Annotated in this window: 12 protein-coding genes; 9 read left to right on the top strand and 3 right to left on the bottom strand. The window is 43.4% G+C overall.

Translation table 11 applies throughout. From position 1 onward, the window contains the following. The first annotated feature begins 233 nt into the window (after positions 1 to 233). Positions 234 to 839, top strand: a complete 606-nt coding sequence (locus ACL6C3_RS25740) for a serine O-acetyltransferase (RefSeq protein ID WP_413162421.1) — start codon at positions 234 to 236, stop codon at positions 837 to 839. Positions 840 to 1,063: 224 nt separating this feature from the next. Then, positions 1,064 to 2,044, top strand: coding sequence for a glycosyltransferase family 2 protein (locus ACL6C3_RS25735; protein WP_413162419.1), 981 nt, complete (start codon positions 1,064 to 1,066; stop codon positions 2,042 to 2,044). 73 nt (positions 2,045 to 2,117) lie between these two features. On the opposite strand, the gene ACL6C3_RS25730 is transcribed toward ACL6C3_RS25735, so the two are convergent. After that, positions 2,118 to 3,830: a zinc metalloprotease HtpX gene (locus tag ACL6C3_RS25730; protein ID WP_413162417.1), complete on the bottom strand. Its 1,713-nt coding sequence runs from the start codon at positions 3,828 to 3,830 to the stop codon at positions 2,118 to 2,120. 450 nt (positions 3,831 to 4,280) lie between these two features. On the opposite strand from ACL6C3_RS25730, the gene ACL6C3_RS25725 reads away from it, so the two are divergent. After that, positions 4,281 to 4,733, top strand: coding sequence for a DNA-binding protein (locus ACL6C3_RS25725; RefSeq protein WP_413162416.1), 453 nt, complete (start codon positions 4,281 to 4,283; stop codon positions 4,731 to 4,733). 284 nt (positions 4,734 to 5,017) lie between these two features. Here ACL6C3_RS25725 and ACL6C3_RS25720 read toward each other — a convergent pair whose 3' ends face one another. Both ACL6C3_RS25720 and ACL6C3_RS25715 read right to left on the bottom strand, forming a co-directional pair. Then, positions 5,018 to 6,019, bottom strand: coding sequence for a heme o synthase (locus ACL6C3_RS25720; RefSeq protein WP_413162414.1), 1,002 nt, complete (start codon positions 6,017 to 6,019; stop codon positions 5,018 to 5,020). Between the two features lie 86 nt (positions 6,020 to 6,105). Then, the gene (locus tag ACL6C3_RS25715; protein WP_413162412.1) at positions 6,106 to 7,047 is read right to left on the bottom strand and encodes a COX15/CtaA family protein; all 942 of its coding nucleotides are present in this window, start codon (positions 7,045 to 7,047) and stop codon (positions 6,106 to 6,108) included. A gap of 632 nt (positions 7,048 to 7,679) precedes the next feature. Here ACL6C3_RS25715 and ACL6C3_RS25710 point away from each other — a divergent pair. From ACL6C3_RS25710 to ACL6C3_RS25685, 6 genes are all read left to right on the top strand, one after another. Beyond that, positions 7,680 to 8,654, top strand: a complete 975-nt coding sequence (locus ACL6C3_RS25710) for a cytochrome c oxidase subunit II (RefSeq protein ID WP_413168415.1) — start codon at positions 7,680 to 7,682, stop codon at positions 8,652 to 8,654. A gap of 283 nt (positions 8,655 to 8,937) precedes the next feature. After that, on the top strand, positions 8,938 to 10,665 hold the full coding sequence (gene ctaD, locus ACL6C3_RS25705) for a cytochrome c oxidase subunit I (protein ID WP_413162411.1): 1,728 nt from the start codon (positions 8,938 to 8,940) through the stop codon (positions 10,663 to 10,665). A gap of 160 nt (positions 10,666 to 10,825) precedes the next feature. Continuing rightward, positions 10,826 to 11,449 (top strand): heme-copper oxidase subunit III, encoded by a 624-nt coding sequence (locus ACL6C3_RS25700; RefSeq protein WP_413162409.1) that lies wholly within the window; start codon positions 10,826 to 10,828, stop codon positions 11,447 to 11,449. A 119-nt stretch (positions 11,450 to 11,568) separates the two neighbouring features. Further along, positions 11,569 to 11,841 (top strand): HNH endonuclease, encoded by a 273-nt coding sequence (locus tag ACL6C3_RS25695; RefSeq protein ID WP_413162407.1) that lies wholly within the window; start codon positions 11,569 to 11,571, stop codon positions 11,839 to 11,841. Between the two features lie 173 nt (positions 11,842 to 12,014). Then, the gene (locus tag ACL6C3_RS25690) at positions 12,015 to 13,214 is read left to right on the top strand and encodes a hypothetical protein (RefSeq protein WP_413162405.1); all 1,200 of its coding nucleotides are present in this window, start codon (positions 12,015 to 12,017) and stop codon (positions 13,212 to 13,214) included. A 378-nt stretch (positions 13,215 to 13,592) separates the two neighbouring features. Continuing rightward, positions 13,593 to 18,482, top strand: coding sequence for a sugar-binding protein (locus tag ACL6C3_RS25685; RefSeq protein ID WP_413162403.1), 4,890 nt, complete (start codon positions 13,593 to 13,595; stop codon positions 18,480 to 18,482). The last annotated feature ends 102 nt before the right edge of the window (positions 18,483 to 18,584 follow it).

Raw genomic sequence — 18,584 nt, 5'->3', positions numbered from 1 at the left:
TTCGGTCTAATCAGAAGCATTTACTGTCAAAATTTGTAAAAATTTGCTCAAAATTTAGCGGTTAGATGCAACTGCAAGTGTTAATCTTTAAAAGATTATAATTTTCTGCAAAAATGGCAAGCAAAAGTTAAACAAGTGTGTTAATGTCTAACACAACGACCGATAAGAGTAGATGGCGTCAGTTCAAAAGAGTCTCAACTCTTGAGTTTTGTTAAGTAAGGTGTTTCACGACTATGATTGAATCTCAACTCAATTCAAGCTTTCGATTGAGTTCTCCTCCAGTAGAAGACTCAATTTCCGCAAAAGCTCTAGGATTTTGGCAACAACTTCGCGAAGATTTGAAGGCTCACGAAGGAGATTGGACAAGACCCGGATTTCGAGCGCTCGCTGTGGCGAGGTTTGGGATGTGGAGAATGAAGATTAAATCAAAGCTGTTACGAGCGCCATTGAGCATTGTTTATCGCTCTTTATACCGCCATGTTCGTAATGTTTACGGGATTGAATTACCCTACACAACCCAACTGGGAAGACGGGTTATTATTGAACATCAAAGCGCGATTGTCATTCACGGTTATAGCAAAATTGGGGATGACTGCGTAATTCGTCAGGGTGTAACAATTGGAAATCGCTATTTAAAGCGTCCTTTGGATGCGCCAAAATTAGGAAATCGAGTGAATATTGGTGCCGGGGCGAAAATTTTGGGTAATGTCACCATTGGCGATGATGTTTGTATTGGTGCCAATGCGGTTGTCCTTTGTGATGTTCCTACGGGTGCAACAGTTGTCGGAATTCCCGCTAAAATTATTAGCGGCGCTGATGTGAAAAACCAGCAAAGTTGAATAATGAACTCAATTGCTGAATGGATGATTGTTAATTATTAAAGGGGATGACCAACTGGGAGTACAGAGTCTCTACTCAATTGGTGAATGCTGAATTGGTGAATTCTGAAACCGGAAAAACTGAAGGATGTCAAAAATTTTTGTACTCCCAGAATTCACTTCCCCTGCATAATTAATCATTCATCGTTCATCATCCTGTTGAATCATCGTTTTTTAGCTGTTCTATGAATATACTGGTTGTCATCTTAAATTATCGCACGCCTCAACTCACCATTAACTGTTTGCGGTCGCTCATTCGGGAGGTTCAATCTCACCCTCAAACTCGGGTTGTCGCCGTTGATAACTGTTCGGGTGACGGTTCGGTTCGTCAAATTCAAGACGCCATTAAAGCAGAAGGTTGGGGAAATTGGGCTTCACTTTTACCCTTAGATTATAATGGTGGATATGCCTTTGGAAATAATGCGGCTATTCGTCCGGCTTTACAATCTTCTGAACCCCCGGATTTTGTTTGGTTACTCAACCCGGATACGGAAGTTCGTCCGGGTGCAATGCAAGCTTTAATTGACTTTTTACAAACCCATCCCCAAATGGGAATTGTGGGAAGTCGCTTAGAACATCCCGATGGAATTCCCCAACGTTCAGCCTTTCGTTTTCAAACGTTGATGAGTCAATTTGAAACCGGTTTACGATTAGGATTAATTACTAAAATATTATCCCGTTGGATGGTGGCGCCTCCGGTTTCTGAGTCTGCTTGTACAACCGACTGGGTTGCGGGGGCGAGTATGATGGTACGGCGCGAAGTTTTTGAACAAATCGGCTTGTTAGATGAGGGATATTTCTTATATTATGAAGATGAAGACTTTTGCTTGCAAGCCAAACGCGCCGGTTGGAATTGCGGCTACGAACCCCAAAGTCGGGTGATTCATTTAGTCGGACAAAGTTCGGGGGTAACAGATACAAAAATTACCCCAAAACGTCGCCCCCAATATTGGTTTGATGCGAGACACCGCTATTATGTGAAAAACTACGGATGGCTGTATGCGGCTTGCGTAGATGCGGCTTGGATTGTCAGTTTAACGCTGTGGCGTTGGCGTCGAACCCTAGAACGTAAACCCATTCTCGACCCGCCCCGTTTTCTATTAGATTCTATTCGCAATAGCGTATTTTTCTACTCGTTTCAAAATGTGAGAACAACCCAATCTTAATTAAAAATATTGAGGCGTAAATCCCAAAAACCCGGCTTCTCAATAAAAACCGGGTTTTTAATCGTTCAGCAGACTAAACTGATAAGATAAAAATGCCCAACCCAATGGCAATAATACTAACAACAAAAGACCAGAAACGGTGATAACTATTAACCACAGTTCCACTTTCACTCGTTAACTGAACCAAGTCCATCCAAGGCGCCACTCCCCGTCTGAACCAACCGACATTTGTAACTTTCATTCCGATTAAACTTTTCACCCGTTTCATTCCAAACAGAAAGTTTCCCAGACCGCCAAATCGAGATTTATAACGCAAATAAATCATCCCCGACGGGTCTTGCAATTTCAAATCGGAACCAAACGCATATCCCGCATCACCCCGACCAATTAATTGACCTTTTAACTGGGCGGGTTTTCCGCGTAACGGACTGGCGTAGGGGTCAGCCATCAAGCTTAATACATCGCTTTCCGGGGCATTTTTAAAGTTAGGATACATCACCAATGTCTTGATTAAAACCCCCAAACCCAAGCCAAGAAGTGGGCCGGCTATAATAATTAAAGGCATCGTATTAAACATCAAAAATCCGGCAACTAATCCCACAGTAATACCCAGTAGTTCGCCCATATAAAGGAATAAATCCAGGATAAAATTCCCGTAGAGTCGTTGTTTGCTGAGTTGACGACCTTCACCAATAATTCGACCCATATCAAACTCTATCGCGAGTCCCAATTGTTCGGCGTAGGTACTCAAAGCGCGAACCCGTTTTCCGGTTAAAGGATGAGTTGAATTTAACTCCATCCACCAAGCCCAGGGATTAAACATATCCCATAAAAACACTCGCCCGAGTTTACTGGTATCCGATGAAATTCGATAAGCAGTCCCGCTAGAAGTGGCGGCTTTTGCATCATAAATTCCTAAAGCCCGAGTTCCTTCCAGTAAGCGACTGGGTTCTTTTGCTTTTTGAGATTCTTCTACAATACCGTAAGCGATTTTAACTAACGCCCGTGATAAAGCGTTGGGGTTTCCTGTGGTTTCAGCCGCAAAATGATCGGCAAAATATTCGCGAGTTCGTGATAAATAGAGTAGAATATAACTACCGGCAATATAAAACACATAAGCCGCCAGTGCAACGGTACCGGCCATCTCTTTTACCTTGTCTCCTCCCCGTTGTAAACGTATGGTGAAAACATAGATTAAATAGGTGATTTGTACCAAGGTAGAAGCTAAGGTCATCACCGCAAAATCCCAATGAACAATATGACCGAGTTCGTGGGCGTAAACGGTGGCAATTTCCTCATCATCGAGATAGGTAAATAAACCTTCGCTGACAATTAAACGGGCTTGGTTGGGAAGGGAACCGTAGGTAAAAGCGGTGGGGTTTTGGTCATCAATAATACCCAAACGGGGTTGTTTGAGGTTTCTTTCTTGACAAACTCGTTGGATAACCGCAGCAGTTTCGGGACTTTTGGCCTCAATATCGACTAAAGAAACCCAACGGGTTCCGTATAGCCATTTTTGGATTAAATCCATTAAATAGGGCGAAAAGAAAAACGCCAAAACGTTAAAACCGATGGTGATACCAACTGCGATAATTAATCCTTGTGTGGGGTTAGGACTTTCGAGAATAAAAATTAAAGCCAGGGATAAAACCAATACCATACCCAATAGCAAAGTTAGGGTTACGGCTGAAGCCCAGATGAGGTTTCCTCCGGCGGCAAATGCCAGTTTAACTCCCAAGTCTTGACTGCGTTTCCCCTGAGAAAAAGGTTGTTCTGAAGTATCCATATAGACTCTCCAATTCGCTCCGAATTCTATAGAAATGATTGTTCTTTCTATTGTCAGATTCGGAGGTTAATGATTCTGTGATAACATGGCTTTTAGAAAACTCACCCGAACTCTTTAGAAAGATTAAGAATTATTTGCAAAAATTTAATAATATATTGATACATTGTAGGGGCGGGTTCTCAATAGATGTATCATTTCCCACAGATAACTAATATAAACCCGCCCCGGTGCCAGAATTCGTAAGAAGGCGCGAAGTCATAAGTCATATCAAATCCGGTTGTATAATCAACGAATAACAGACACCTTCGCAGTACCGCAGACCGTGAACAGGTTTCGGTCGAACCCCACTACTCCGCGCCACCGAATAGCAGATCCTTGACCATTGATCCGCAGATCATTTATAATATGGTTATACAGTTTTCAAAACTATTGCGATCCCCTTATAGTTCAATGGTAGTCGGTACTACAGAAGCAGCCCGTATTTTAAAAATCTCCACCGCTCGACTGCGAGTCCTCCTGAGCGCCGGCCGAGTCGAAGGTGCCTATAAGACCGGGAAGATGTGGCTAATTCCCCTGTTTAAGGGCAAACCGATGATTGAGCGAGGTACAAGAGGCCCGGCTCCGCGTTGGCGCAATCCCAAAAAGCTTGCAACAACGATTATTCACGTTAATTCTCAAAGAATTCGGCAAAATCAAAAACAACAGCAACAACTTCCTGTGATTACCGTCAAAAGGCGCAACACCAATACTTACGGGCATATTGTCGAAATACCGGGAGGATGTCGTGTTGTCTATAGTCCCGATAAACCTCTCTCTTGTGGTGCGAGGGTTTGGATTGAAACCCTACACGAAGTCAAAGTCATCTGTAAGTCAAAATCTCTTGATCTCCCCACACTTTTATGATGGGTATTCAACCGGACTTGATATCAGAAGTTACCAATAACTGACCACTGAAAACACGCTCTGACGGGTTCGGTGGTGACGGGTTCGGTGGTGACTGAAAAGGGGCGGGTTTATGTCAATCTCGGAGTAGTCGTCAACATCAATGCAGAACCCGCCCCTACACCGATACTGGTGAGGTGGTGACTGTAAAACCCGCCCCTACAACATTTTTGCCTTCTTTAAAACAAACAGGTAGACATACGCCTACCTGAGAATCATATTATTCAGTTGTCTTTTTTCAAGCGTTATCCGTGACAAACTGAGGAGATAACGGCAACAGCGCCACTCATCCAACTGTGGAAATTATTGCCCAAAGCGCTAACAAAATGATGGGTTACAGGTAAGCTATCAATCACCATTCCGGTGCAGAGTAACATCATGTACAGAATGGAATATTTAAACAGAGAACGGGCAACTTTTTGATCTTCGGGAGATTGTAACAACTGCCAAGCTTTCTTAACAAAAATTGCCCCCAAACCCAAAGCGAAAGCCGCGTAAACCATACCGCTGGTGTGTAAGGGATAAACCAACATTAAGGTAAAGGGAATCAAGATTAACGTATAAATCCAGATTTGTTTGGCTGTGGGTTCATCTCCGGCGATAACAGGTAACATGGGAACGCCGACTTCTTTGTATTCATCGCGGATCATAATTGCTAACGCCCAGAAGTGGGGGGGAGTCCACAAAAAGATGATCAAAAATAGAAGCCAAGCCGCCCAAGATAAATCTCCCGTAACCGCAGCCCAACCAACTAGGGGAGGAATGGCACCGGCTGCACCGCCAATGACAATATTTTGAACGCTGTTCCGCTTTAACCAGTGGGTGTAGATGCCAACGTAGAAGACAATACCCAACATTGCCAATACCGCCGCCAACAGGTTGGCAAACACCGTGAGTAAGGTGAAGGAAAGAACCGCCAGGGTAATGGCAAAGAATAAAGCGTGACGGGGTTTAACTCGTCCGGAGGGAATCGGCCGCCAGCGGGTCCGTTCCATGATATAGTCGATGTCGCTATCGTAGATGCAGTTGATGGTGTTGGCTGAACCTGCGGCAAAGGTACCGCTCGCCAGGGTTATGGCTAATAACAGGGGATCAACTTCTCCTTTGGCCGCCAACCACATTCCGGCGGCGGTGGTGATCAACAGGAGGAGAATAATTCTGGGTTTGGTGAGTTGATAGTAACTCTGAACCACTTGTATCAGGTTTTCGTGGCGTCGAGTGGTGCTGGTGGTGATAATCTCTTGCATTGATTTACTCTTGTGAAGTGTTCTGCGATGGGGAGTGAGTTCATTCCCAGTGGGGATCGGCGATAATGCCTGTATACACGCTAAGTTTAGGAATGACTAACCGGGGTGTATGTATTGCTGGTTTTGTGGCTGTTGCGATCGCGAAAAGCGAGAACGGTCAAAGCAGTTAATATTCCGAGCAATGTGGCTGCAATGGCTTGGTGAGTCACAGTCAGGGGTTCAACTTGGAGGTGCAAGTGAAAGGTTGCCACTCCCACAGCAATTTGAGCTATTACACAAATACCAGCCCAGTTCGCTAAGTTTCGTAGCATTGGATGCAAAGCGGAAGTTCGCCAAGCCCAAACGACGACGGCTAACGTCGCAACGGTGGGAGGAACAACCCCCGCAATGTGGCTATTCATCACGGTACAGAGTTGGGAACCGCCGAAACATTGGTGTAATGCCCATTGAGAGGCGACCAATCCGCCGATTAAACTTTGAAGATAAACTAAAATTGCTGCGGTTAAGCTGACCCAAGGCAGTTTTCCGACGTTTCCGGTGCCTTTGTAGGGCATCATGGAACAGCCGATGATCAGCAGGGTGGTAAAGAATAATAGGGCGGTTCCTAAGTGGGCGGTCACGATGTCAAACCGTAAAAGTTCGGTGACGGTTAGACCGCCGAGAATGCCTTGAAAGACAATTAAACCCAAGGCAAAGGTCGCCGCCCAAGGCAGCCATTTGGGTAATTCTTGCCGGTACCACCAGGATAAACCGCTCAGGGCGATCGCCCCGAAACCGATGATCGCCGCATCGAGTCGGTGAAACCACTCTAGAAACACTTGTAAGTTCATTTGAGCGGTGGGGACTAATGTCCCGTAACATAACGGCCAGTCGGGGCAGGCCAGACCTGCGTTCATCACTCGGGTGGCGCTGCCGATCGCCATTAAAATCAAAGTGGCGATACAGAGTTTCCACACCAGACGACGAATGCGATCGCCGGGGGAAATTTGAGTAGAAATACTTGGGTTTTGAAGGACAGTATTAGCCATGAATTCTGTCTATGCTTGAATTGACAATGATTGTTTGAGGTTCAGCCTGATTGCTTGTGTTGTAGACAACAAAACTCCTGAGAGGACTCTATAGTTGAGGGATTGATTTTGCCATTGGTCTTTATTCCCTTTACCCCATCGACGGATCACTCATCATAAAATCTCTAGTCTTGATTCACGGTTCTACTGATCTACCTTAGCGACACAATCGGCAGATAGACAGACTTTTACAAAGTTTTCGGATTTTATTTATGTGTTAAGTTATATGAAGTCAACCCGAAAATTTTTTAAGTAAAATGTTACTTTTAATTCAGAAAAGCCAAGGAGTTTGTATTATCACCTTGCCTCGTGATTCGGGTTAGGCGGAAACCTAAAGAAAAGTCTAAGAATTAGTAAATAAGACAGCTTGTCTTGGTGATCTGCTATACCTTATAAGGGAGAGGTTTCAGGTTAAATAATTGAACAGATTTTGCCATTGATTGTATTGTCCTTATTCCCAAATTCCCCCATCACCCCGATCTAAAATCATCATTCACGGTAGACAAAATTGCATCGCAGATCTCTAGTAAACCCACAAGGGAGTGCGAAACGAAGGAGGTATCAAAGTGAACATTCCCGGTTCAATCTTAACCATGCTGTTTGGGATCGTCATCACGCTCCTCAGCCTCTGGTACGGCCAAAATAACGGTCTGATGCCTGTGGCAGCATCAGCAGAAGCCTCAGATGTCGATAGCTTATTTAGCCTAATGCTAACGATTTCTTTTGGCTTAACCCTGCTGGTGCAGGCGGTTCTGATCATTTCATTTTTTAGATTTCGCCGTCGTCCCGGCGATAACACAGATGGGCCGCCAATTCACGGCAACTTATCGCTGGAAATTCTCTGGACGGCGATTCCGGCTTTTACCGTGTTGGCTGTCGGGATCTACAGTTTCGAGATCTACAACTCTATGGGCGGACTCGATCCGATGGTGTCCGGTCAACACACGATGGCAGCCCACGCTAAAATGCACGGGAGTGCGATCGCCGCGCCTCTACCGGGAGAAGATGACCCGATTCCCCAAGCCGAACGCTCTCAAATTGCTTTGGGAATTGGCGCCCGTCCCGATGAACTCGGCCAAAATGCGGATGTTGTCGTTGACGTGTCCGGGCTACAATTTGCCTGGTTATTCAACTACGCCGATAGCGGCGTAATGGCGGGCGAACTGCACGTTCCGGTCGGTCAAGATGTACAACTCAACATCACCGCCCAAGATGTGATTCACGCTTTCTGGATACCGGAACTGCGTCTGAAACAAGATGCGATCCCCGGTATGACGACAGAATTGCGGTTCACAACCACAAAAGTGGGAACCTACGCGGTGGTCTGCGCCGAACTCTGCGGGGGCTATCACGGCGGAATGAGAACCCAAGTTGTGGTTCAAACCCCGGAAGAATATCAAGCCTGGGTTCAAGAAAATGCCATTGCTCAAAATCCCGACTTGGCGGAAACGTTAGCGTTGAAGCCTGAAGAAATGTCAGATAGCGAGTTTCTCGCGCCCTACGGTGAAGAAATGGGCGTCTCCGAAGAACTCCTATCCCAACTTCACGAGCAAGTTCATCCCCAGTAACAACTTTGAGGTCAAAGGTGAAGTGAGGTTTTGGCGTTAATTCCCCTCACCTAACCCCTCAAACCCTACAGAGATTGCTCGCCAATTTCGACCAGAAATTATCACTCAATTCCCCCTCTAGGATGGGTTTGTGAATTGTTAACTTCTCAAGTTCTGTTCAAAACAGATACCTGCGAGAAAAAACGGATTAAGTGATTGCGTCGAAGCAGAAATAACTGCGGAGCGAATTATAGAGGTAATCCGTTACAACCACTTTCTATCCGTTTTCATCTTTTTTTTTGCTATGACACAAGCACAGTTAGATGTAACTGCCAATGTCCCTGAATCTCACGCTCATCAGGAAAGACACTGGCGAGACTTCTTCGGTTTTAGTACCGATCACAAAGTTATTGGAATTCAATATCTCGTCACCGCCTTCGCCTTTTTCCTCATTGGCGGCGTGATGGCGGGAGTGGTTCGGACCGAACTCGCCACCCCCGATCCGGACTTTGTAACGCCGGAAATGTACAACAGCCTGTTTACCCTGCACGGAACGATCATGATCTTCCTGTGGATTGTGCCGGCGGGTGCGGGTTTTGCCAATTATCTCATTCCCCTGATGATCGGGGCGAAAGATATGGCGTTTCCGAAACTGAACGCCGTCGCCTTCTGGCTGGTTCCCCCCTCTGGAATCCTGCTGTTGGTGAGTTTGTTTATTGAACACGGCCCCCAAGCGGGTTGGACATCTTATCCACCTTTGAGTTTGGTATCGGGTAAAATCGGCCAAGAACTCTGGATTATGAGCGTTCTCCTCGCCGGAACCGCTTCGATCTTAGGTGGGCTGAATTTCTCGATCACCATTTTCAAAATGCGGATTCCCAGCATGGGCCTGTACGATATGCCCCTGATGTGCTGGGCGATGATCGCGGTTTCCGCATTAATCTTACTCTCCACCCCTGTACTAGCAGGGGCGTTGGTGCTGCTGTCGTTTGACTTGCTGGCTGGAACCAACTTCTTTAACCCGGCCGGCGGAGGCGACCCAGTGGTTTACCAACATTTATTCTGGTTCTACTCCCACCCGGCGGTTTACATCATGGTTCTGCCCTTCTTTGGGGTGATCTCCGATGTAATTCCGGTTCACGCCCGCAAGCCGATTTTTGGTTATCATGCGATCGCATTTTCTAGTCTGGCGATTAGCTTCTTGGGCTTAATCGTTTGGGCGCACCATATGTTCACCAGCGGAACTCCGGGCTGGTTGCGGATGTTCTTTATGATCGCCACGATGATCATTGCCGTTCCCACCGGAATTAAAGTATTTGGCTGGTTGGCGACCATTTGGGGCGGTAAACTGCGCCTCACCAGTGCCATGCTGTTTGCAATGGGTTTCCTGTCTACCTTCGTTATTGCGGGTGTAGCGGGAATCATGTTGGCTTCTGTTCCCTTTGACATTCACGTTCACGACAGCTACTTTGTGGTAGCTCACTTCCACTATGTTCTGTTTGGCGGGGCGGTATTTGCCATCTATTCGGGTATTTATCACTGGTATCCGAAAATGGTGGGACGGATGATGAACGAACCTCTGGGTATTGTTCACTTTGTCTTGACCTTTATCGGTACGACCTTAACCTTCTTACCGATGCACTATCTGGGCTTGCAGGGAATGCCCCGTCGGGTTGCCATGTATGACCCGAAATATGCGGATGTGAACATGATCTGCTCCATCGGGACTGCGGTTTTGGCGGTTTCGACCATTCCTTTCTTGATCAATGCGATTTGGAGTTGGTTCAAGGGGCCGAAAGCTCCCGATAATCCTTGGGACGGATTGACTCTCGAATGGATGACGTCTTCTCCTCCTCCTATCGAGAACTTTGAAGGTACACCCGTTCTGAGAACCGGCCCCTACGACTACGGAATGAAGAAAACCCTTGCCATTCGCGAACGCTTAAAAATGTCGGGTAATGGTACGGCTCGGACGAAACCAGAAGGTGTTCCCCTCTCTGAAGCCAAGTCTTCTTCCTTCTTTGATGAGTAATAAGTGACTCTCAGGGTAGAACAATCAATGAGGGTTAGGACGGTGATTCGTTGTCAATTAGTTGTCAGTTCGTTAAATTGGCAGAACCAAACCAACGACTCTCGCCTAACCTCTCCCCCTGATAATTTTTGATTTGTAACCTAATTTGTCATAGAGATTCATGCAAGGTTCAACGGTTGACAACACAAAGACCGCTATGGGTTATCAAGCCCAAGAAATCCCCGCCCATAGCGAACACGAAGAACATCCCGATCTGCGTCTACTGGGCGTGATTGTCTTCCTGGTGGGTGAGAGTATGATCTTCTTGGGATTATTTTCCGCTTACCTGATTTTTAGGGCCGAATCACCCGTATGGCCCCCGGAGGGCATCGAACGGGAACTCTTACTTCCTGGAATTAATACCCTGATTCTGATTACCAGTAGCTTTGTGATGAACAAAGGCACCGCTGCGATCAAGAAAAATGATCAGGCGGGTTTGAGAACATGGTACATTATCACCGCCCTGATGGGGATTGCGTTCCTGGCGGGTCAGATTTTTGAATACAGCAATCTTGAATTTGGCTTGACGACCAATGTGTACGCCAGTTCTTTCTACGTGTTAACTGGGTTTCACGGAATGCACGTGACTTTCGGGGTGCTGTTAATTTTGGGTGTTCTCTTTCGGGGTCGCAAAGCGGGTCACTACACGAAGGAGTCTCACTTTGGCCCGGAAGCGGCAGAGATTTACTGGCACTTTGTTGATGTGATCTGGATTGTGCTATTTCTGTTGCTGTACATCCTCTAAATCTTGAGATTGTTTTGCTTCAATTTTGTTAACCCCGGATGGGGTTTTTTTATTTCCAAATTTTTGTAATAAAATTGTAATTATCAAGACTACAAACGACTTTGGGAGTCAAAAATCGAATGAGATGCGAACTCTGTGAACGAGATTTACCCCAATTGACGGTACATCACCTGGTTCCTCGTCAGAAAACTAAACGCAAAAAAGCTGACCCCGGCCCAACGGTCAATATTTGTTCGGCTTGTCACCGTCAAGTTCACACCTTATTTGATAATACTCGTCTGGCTAACGAACTGAATTCTTTGGATGCTTTGCGAAGTGAACCGCAAATGGCAAAATTCCTCGCTTGGGTGAGAAAGCAAGATCCCCATAAACGGATTAAAGTTCGTTCCTGAAAGGGCAAATATCAAAGGATATTAGAGAAATAGGGGAAATCGCGATCGCCGATTTATTCAATTTGTCGGCTGGCGATTGATTTGTACAAAGCAACGGTATAGACTGAATCATTGCCCAAGAGAATCAACCCACAGTATCCAGCATTTTCCCCGATGCTGAAGCCCAAATTACCATGAATCAAAACTTACTGAAACAGGCGATAAACCGGGACGAAGTTTTTAATAAACTGCTGCAAACTGAACTGAATCAAGACGCGAATTCTAATCGTTTAGCCTTTTTGGATCGGGGAATTGAAAACTCTCCCTATCAAGATGAAATCGAACATTATCCGACCTATCTCAAGCAGAAATCTATGATGTTTCATGCCTATCCTAAACTGGGGCAGATTCCCGACATTCATCTCGATGCACTGGACTTTCTGCACGAAGAAATTACCGAAGCTTGTCTTTGTATCGCTCGTTGGCGTGGGGAAGAATTCCAAACGTTATGGATGGGTAAAAATCCCTTGAGAAATGCTCAGTTTTGGAGTTCTACTAAGATTATACCGGCTTTAAATGTCTTGGGTCAAGTTCGTTCTAAGTTTCCCGATTCGGGGGTGGAAAATTGGCAAATTCAAAATCCTGAAGATGAGTCGATGAAGGCGGGTTTTGAGGCGATTGTTGAGGATATTGTTAGCTATGAAAAAAACATTGCCAGTTCTAATGCGTTGTCGGCGATGTTGAAACGGTTTGAAACCCGAGAAAAGTTAGAGAAGTGGTTGCAGAATATTACCGGAAATTATGACTTACAATTTCAAGGGGATTATGGGGAAAATCCCTGGGTTTTGAATCCAGAATTGTTTGATTTAAAAAAACAAGAGGTTTTCTTGAAGGCGGTTTCTGAGACTCCAAAAGGCGAAAATTTGGTTTCGGCTTATGATTTGACTCGGATTATTTCGATGATTGGTTGGCATTATTATTTGGAACCGAGTTTACAACTTCCGGGGATTAATTGGGAGAGTCTTCAACCGATTATTCGGGGTTTGGGTAAAGATACGGCGAGATTTATTGATGTGGGTTTGGAGATGTTGGGGTTGGAAGATGTGATTCGTTTTCCGGTGATTTTGTCTAAGTTGGGTCACGGGCCAAGTTCGTTAAGACAAACGATTGAAACGACTTATATGGCGTTGGTTCAGTTTGTCGATCCTTTACCGAAAGCCACCGGAAATTCGGCAAAATTGCGATCGGTGGCGATGACGTTACGGGGTGTTATTCCGATAGAAGATATGGAAAATTTTGATGAGGAATCTGTCTTACTCGATGCGAGAATTGCGGCTGAAGTCACTGAAATTCTGCGGCGTGTGATGACTGAGGAACTTGATGAAGTTGTTTGAAAAGTCAGGAATTTAACGGGTGTGTCTATTGACAAATGAGTTGAGTTGCAGTTGGGATTGATCGCAAGTTAGAATAGATAGGCAAGGCTAGATTTGTTTGTAGCATCGTTGTCGGAAGAAAAGACGATTCTCCTTTTTTGCTGATTGTTTCTAAACTCCTTAATCGGTTGAAGTTAGAAGAAAATTTCAGGGTGTATATTGGAGAAGTTATAAACCGATTGCGAACAAGATCAGGATTGTTCTTTTTCTCATCTTAACCCAACAAGTTAAACGGGAGGATTTGGACTTCTGTCCGGGGGAAATTGACTCTAATACAATAATTATTATTGATAAATATTGGGCGGGTATCAGGATAGATTAATTCATCGAGGTGAAAATATGAATAATAATGAAACGGTCGGTAAAAATCAGAGATCTTTAAAGACGTTACTGCGAATTATTAATAATTTTTCGGATGAGTTTTCTTTGGTTTTTGCCTGTTGCAACTATCGAATTTTGCGCGATAAAGCGATGCGGACTTTGCGAAAAAAATGTTTGTTAGAAATTGAAGAAATCACTTTAGATATAGAAACAAAAACGCTTTATACAACGATAAAAAAAAGTTTGGATGACAAGAAACCCAATGCTTTAATGATTTTTGGCTTGGAGTCGGTTAATAATATTGAAGAAGTTCTCAAGGCGACCAATCAAATCCGAGAGGAGTTTAGTCAGTTTAAATTTCCGTTGATTATCTGGATTGATGACCGGCTGTTACAAATGATGATTCGGCTGGTTCCCGATTTTCACAGTTGGGCGACAACGGTTGAATTTGTGATTAGTAAAAAAGAACTTTTGAAGTTTATTCAGAAAACAACAGATGATGTATTTCAGACCCTTTCAGATAGTGGGGCGAGTATTTTTTTAGAAGATTCTAGCTTCAAGTTAGAAAAAGGTTCTCCCCTGCGAAATGAACTCGAACTCGCCCAAGAGGATATCTGTAAACGTCAGATTCAGCTTGATATTGAACTGGCGGCTAGTTTAGAGTTTGTATTGGGTCGCATTACCGATAATTCAACCGATATCGCCCTAAAATATTATGAGAAAAGTTTGGCGTTGTGGGAACAAACCGACAATTTAGAACGTTGGGGTTATATTTTATTTTACCTCGGTTTTTGGTGGCACAGTTATGGGTTTTTAAATCATTCAGGACGAGAAGAATCCTATTTAACGGCGAAAAATTATTATCGGCAATCTCTCGACCAATTTAAACAGGCGAATCGTCTTGATTTAGTCTCAAAATTTATTAATGCGTTGGGGTTAGTTTTAGAGCGTCTCAAACATTGGGATGAACTGGAAGACGTTGCTAAAAAAGCGGTGGGTTTACATAAAGTTTATTCTCATCCTTTTCGACAAGCGAGAGGTTATCATTTTCTGGCTGAAGTGGCTTTAGCAAAAGAAAATTGGAAAAAAGCCAAAAAGTTAGCTGAAAAGTCCCTGAGTATTTTTGAGCAGGAAGTCCAAGAACGATTGACCAAAATTTTACACGAAGAAGACACCTATTTAACTTGGGAAAAGTCCTTTCATCAAGCTTGGTATTTATTTTGCTTGGGGAAAGCCCAACAACAATTGGGTGAAATTTATCCGGGAATTCAGACTTTACAACTGGCTCAAAAAACAGCAAAACCGGAATACGACCCCGAACTTTATGTTGAGATTTTAAATAAATTACACGAGCTATACTTTGACAGTCGCGAATATTTATTAGCCTTTAAAACCAAGCAAAAACGGCGGGAGATTCAACAACAATTTGGCTTGAGAGCTTTTATTGGAGCGGGTCGTCTCGTTCACAGTCAATCGATTAGAAATCCGGGTTTACCTTCGGTCGAAAAAAATCAAAAAATTAACCCAGAAATTGCCGCATCTGGACGGGTTAAACATCTGGAAAAATTAATTAAACGGATTTACCTCAACGACCGAAAATTGATTGTAATTCACGGACATTCGGGCGTTGGAAAAAGTTCGATTATTCAAGCAGGATTAATTCCTAAACTCAAAAATCTTCTCGTAGAAGAACGTCGAGTTATACCCGTTTTACAGCGATATTATACAAATTGGATTCAAACCTTAAGTTATGCTTTAGGCGAAGCGTTTAGTTCTTTAACTTCGATTAAAATTGACCCGAATCGTTATCAAAATCTGGATGAAATTCAAACGGAACTGCAAAACAGCCTCAAGCACAATTTACTCATCGTTCTAATTTTCGATCAATTTGAAGAATTTTTCTTTGTTTGTAAGGAACCCGAGCAAAGAAAACAGTTTTATCAATTTCTCAAGTTTTGTTTGGATACTCCTTTTATTAAAGTTGTTCTTTCTTTGAGACAAGACTACTTACATTATTTGCTCGAAGGAAATCGTCTGAAATATTTTGACGCGATTAATGACAATGTTCTGGATAAAAATATTCTCTATCATATCGGAAATTTTTCGCCAGATGAAGCCAAATCTGTGATTAAAACCTTAACAGAAACGACTCAAATCATACCAGAAACGGCTTTAATTAATGAATTAGTAAAAGATTTAGCCCACGAATCAAATGAAGTCCGTCCCATTGAGTTACAAGTCGTCGGCGCCCAACTGCAAGCGATGGAAATTACCACCTTAGAACAATATCAAAGAGAGGGGCCAACTCGAAAGCTGGTGGAACAATATTTAGAAGAAGTTATTACAGAATGTGGTTATGAAAATAAACAATTGGCGGAATTGGTGCTGTATTTACTCACCGATGAAAACAACACTCGTCCCTTAAAAACCCGGTTGGATTTGCTGCGAGAACTCAAAGAATTGGCCCACTACTTAGATCAAAAAATCCACAATTTAGATACCGTTTTAGAAATATTTGTCGCCTCGGGTTTGGTTTGTTTGTTGCCGGAAATTCCCGTTGAACGTTATCAATTGGTTCACGATTATTTAGTTTCTTTTATTCGTCAACAACGCAGTGCAGAAATTATCACTCAACTCGAACACGAACGAAGAAAACGTCGGGAAGCCGAAGACAAACTGAATCAAGTTCTTCAGCAAAGACTCGAAGAAGCCCAAGCGAATATTAAACGGAAGAAAAACCAGTTAATTCTATCGCTGAGTGCAAGTTTAGCAATGGTTATCCTTTCGGCTAGCGTGATTTTCAGTACCTTAACCGTCAGACAGCAAAAAACTCAACTCAGAAATCAAAATATTGAAACCGCAAATTTTAACTATACGGCTTTTTTAATTGATAATAATCAAATCGAAGCTTCTTTAAGTATTTTAAGAGGAGCCAAATATTTAAGAGAAAGCTTTACCGAATCTTCTTTAGAACAAGAAACCTTACATAAACTTTGGGCGGTTTTGAATTTACTCCAAGAACGAAATCGATTAGAGGGAAATCTCAGCGGTGAAATTGGAGTTAGTGTCAGCCCGGATGGTCAACTCATTGCTTCTGCGGGTGAGGATAAAAAAATTAAACTTTGGAAATTAACCGGTGAACTGGTTCAAACAATAGAAGGACATAAAGAGCCAATTTTATACATTACTTTTAGTCCGGATGGTGAAATTATCGCTTCGGCGAGCGAAGATAAAACCATTAAATTATGGAAACGAGATGGAACTTTTATCCGCACAATTCCCGGACATGAAAATGTGGTTCAATGGGTTAGCTTTAGTCCTGATGGTCAGCAAATTGCGTCCGCAAGTCGCGATCAAACTGTTAAACTTTGGACGGTTGAGGGAACGTTAATCACGACTTTAAAAGGACATCAAAGCTCGGTTTCTAGTGTTATTTTTAGCCCCGATGGTGAACGGATAGTTTCCGCAGAAGAAAATGGAACGTTAAACTTTTGGAACGATAAAGGCGAACGTCTTAACAGCTTTAAAGCCCATCAGCAGAAAATTTGGAGTCTTGCTTTTAGTCCCGATGGTCAAACTATCGCATCTGCAAGTGGGGATGGAACTGTTAAACTTTGGAATCGTCAAGGTGAACTTTTAAACAGTTTAGAAGAACATAAATATCCGGTTTATAGTGTTAGTTATAGCCCGGATGGTGAAGGGATCGCCAGCGCCGATTTTAATGGTACAATTATGTTTTGGAGCCGGGAAGGTATCTTAAAAACAACGGTTCGAGGTCATCGAAATGTCGTCAATAACCTCAGTTTTACTCCCGATAGTCAAATGCTCGTTTCTGCCAGCCGAGATAGCACTGTAAAAATCTGGAATCTCAATGGTATTCCCCAAGTTTTTCAACCGAATCAAAAGATTTACAGCCCAATTTTTAGCCCGGATGGTGAAATTATTGCTTCGGTCAGTGCAAAAAATCAAGTCATTTTATGGAAAATTGATCGCCGGATTGAAAAACAGCTTCCTGACAATTTAACAAAGCAATTTACTTTTACAGATCATGATGGTATTGTTAATAATATTAGCTTTAGTCCCGATGGAAAAATTATCGCTTCTGCCAGTCGCGATCGCACTGTAAAACTTTGGAATCTTCGGGGTGAAGTGATTAAAAATTTACCTCATAATGCTCCCGTTTGGACGGTCAAATTTAGCCGCGATGGGACTTTAATTGCTACGGCGAGTGAAGATAGAATTGTTAGACTTTGGGATAATAACGGTCAACTTTTACATACGCTCAAAGGACATCAAAAACGAATCAACGATCTCAGTTTTAGTTCCGATGGTCTACTGGCTTCAGCGAGTGATGATAACACGATTATTCTTTGGAACCGTGACGGTGAAATGGTTCAGAAACTCGTCGGTGATGGGAGTAAATTTTCATCGGTCAGTTTTAGCCCGATTGATGGGGATGAAAAACTAATTGTAGCGGCGACAACGGATCGATCTTTTAATTTTTGGACGGGTCAAGGTAAGAATTGGAAAAGGGTAAATACTCGAACCACAATTGGCGGACACACGGGCGCAATTTATCAGGTTAGTTTTAGTCCGAATGGTGAAATTATCGCTTCTGCTAGTGGCGACGGTACTGTTAAACTGTGGGATCGCTATGGCAATTTGATTTCAACTTTGAGGGTGGGTTCTGCACAAATGCTTTCCGTGAATTTTAGTCCCGATAATCAAACGTTGATCGCAACGGATCAACTTAATCGAGTGATTTTCTGGAAGTTAGATCAAAGTAATTTTAACAATATTGATGATTTGCTTCAACAGATTTGCAATCAATTTAATAACTATCTAAAATACAATCCGACGGTCGAACAAAAAGATAAGGTTGTTTGTGAAAAGTTTGATTCCAATTAATCTAAAACTTTTAGGGCGGGTTTATACAGTTATCACCTGACCAGTAAACAGTGACCAGTTTTTTCAGTTGTTAGTTATCAGTAACTTCCGACTCTGGTGGGT

This window comes from Capilliphycus salinus ALCB114379 (assembly GCF_047276495.1).
GTDB classification, from domain to species: Bacteria; Cyanobacteriota; Cyanobacteriia; order Cyanobacteriales; family Microcoleaceae; genus Capilliphycus; species Capilliphycus salinus.
This window is presented reverse-complemented; position numbering and strand designations above follow the sequence as displayed.

Bases quoted from the DNA above. Each gene is read 5' to 3' on its own strand.
- ACL6C3_RS25740 (WP_413162421.1), top strand. From the start codon at position 234: ATGATTGAATCTCAACTCAATTCAAGCTTTCGATTGAGTTCTCCTCCA.
- ACL6C3_RS25735 (WP_413162419.1), top strand. From the start codon at position 1,064: ATGAATATACTGGTTGTCATCTTAAATTATCGCACGCCTCAACTCACC.
- ACL6C3_RS25730 (WP_413162417.1), bottom strand. From the start codon at position 3,830: ATGGATACTTCAGAACAACCTTTTTCTCAGGGGAAACGCAGTCAAGAC.
- ACL6C3_RS25725 (WP_413162416.1), top strand. From the start codon at position 4,281: ATGGTAGTCGGTACTACAGAAGCAGCCCGTATTTTAAAAATCTCCACC.
- ACL6C3_RS25720 (WP_413162414.1), bottom strand. From the start codon at position 6,019: ATGCAAGAGATTATCACCACCAGCACCACTCGACGCCACGAAAACCTG.
- ACL6C3_RS25715 (WP_413162412.1), bottom strand. From the start codon at position 7,047: ATGGCTAATACTGTCCTTCAAAACCCAAGTATTTCTACTCAAATTTCC.
- ACL6C3_RS25710 (WP_413168415.1), top strand. From the start codon at position 7,680: ATGCTGTTTGGGATCGTCATCACGCTCCTCAGCCTCTGGTACGGCCAA.
- ctaD (WP_413162411.1), top strand. From the start codon at position 8,938: ATGACACAAGCACAGTTAGATGTAACTGCCAATGTCCCTGAATCTCAC.
- ACL6C3_RS25700 (WP_413162409.1), top strand. From the start codon at position 10,826: ATGCAAGGTTCAACGGTTGACAACACAAAGACCGCTATGGGTTATCAA.
- ACL6C3_RS25695 (WP_413162407.1), top strand. From the start codon at position 11,569: ATGAGATGCGAACTCTGTGAACGAGATTTACCCCAATTGACGGTACAT.
- ACL6C3_RS25690 (WP_413162405.1), top strand. From the start codon at position 12,015: ATGAATCAAAACTTACTGAAACAGGCGATAAACCGGGACGAAGTTTTT.
- ACL6C3_RS25685 (WP_413162403.1), top strand. From the start codon at position 13,593: ATGAATAATAATGAAACGGTCGGTAAAAATCAGAGATCTTTAAAGACG.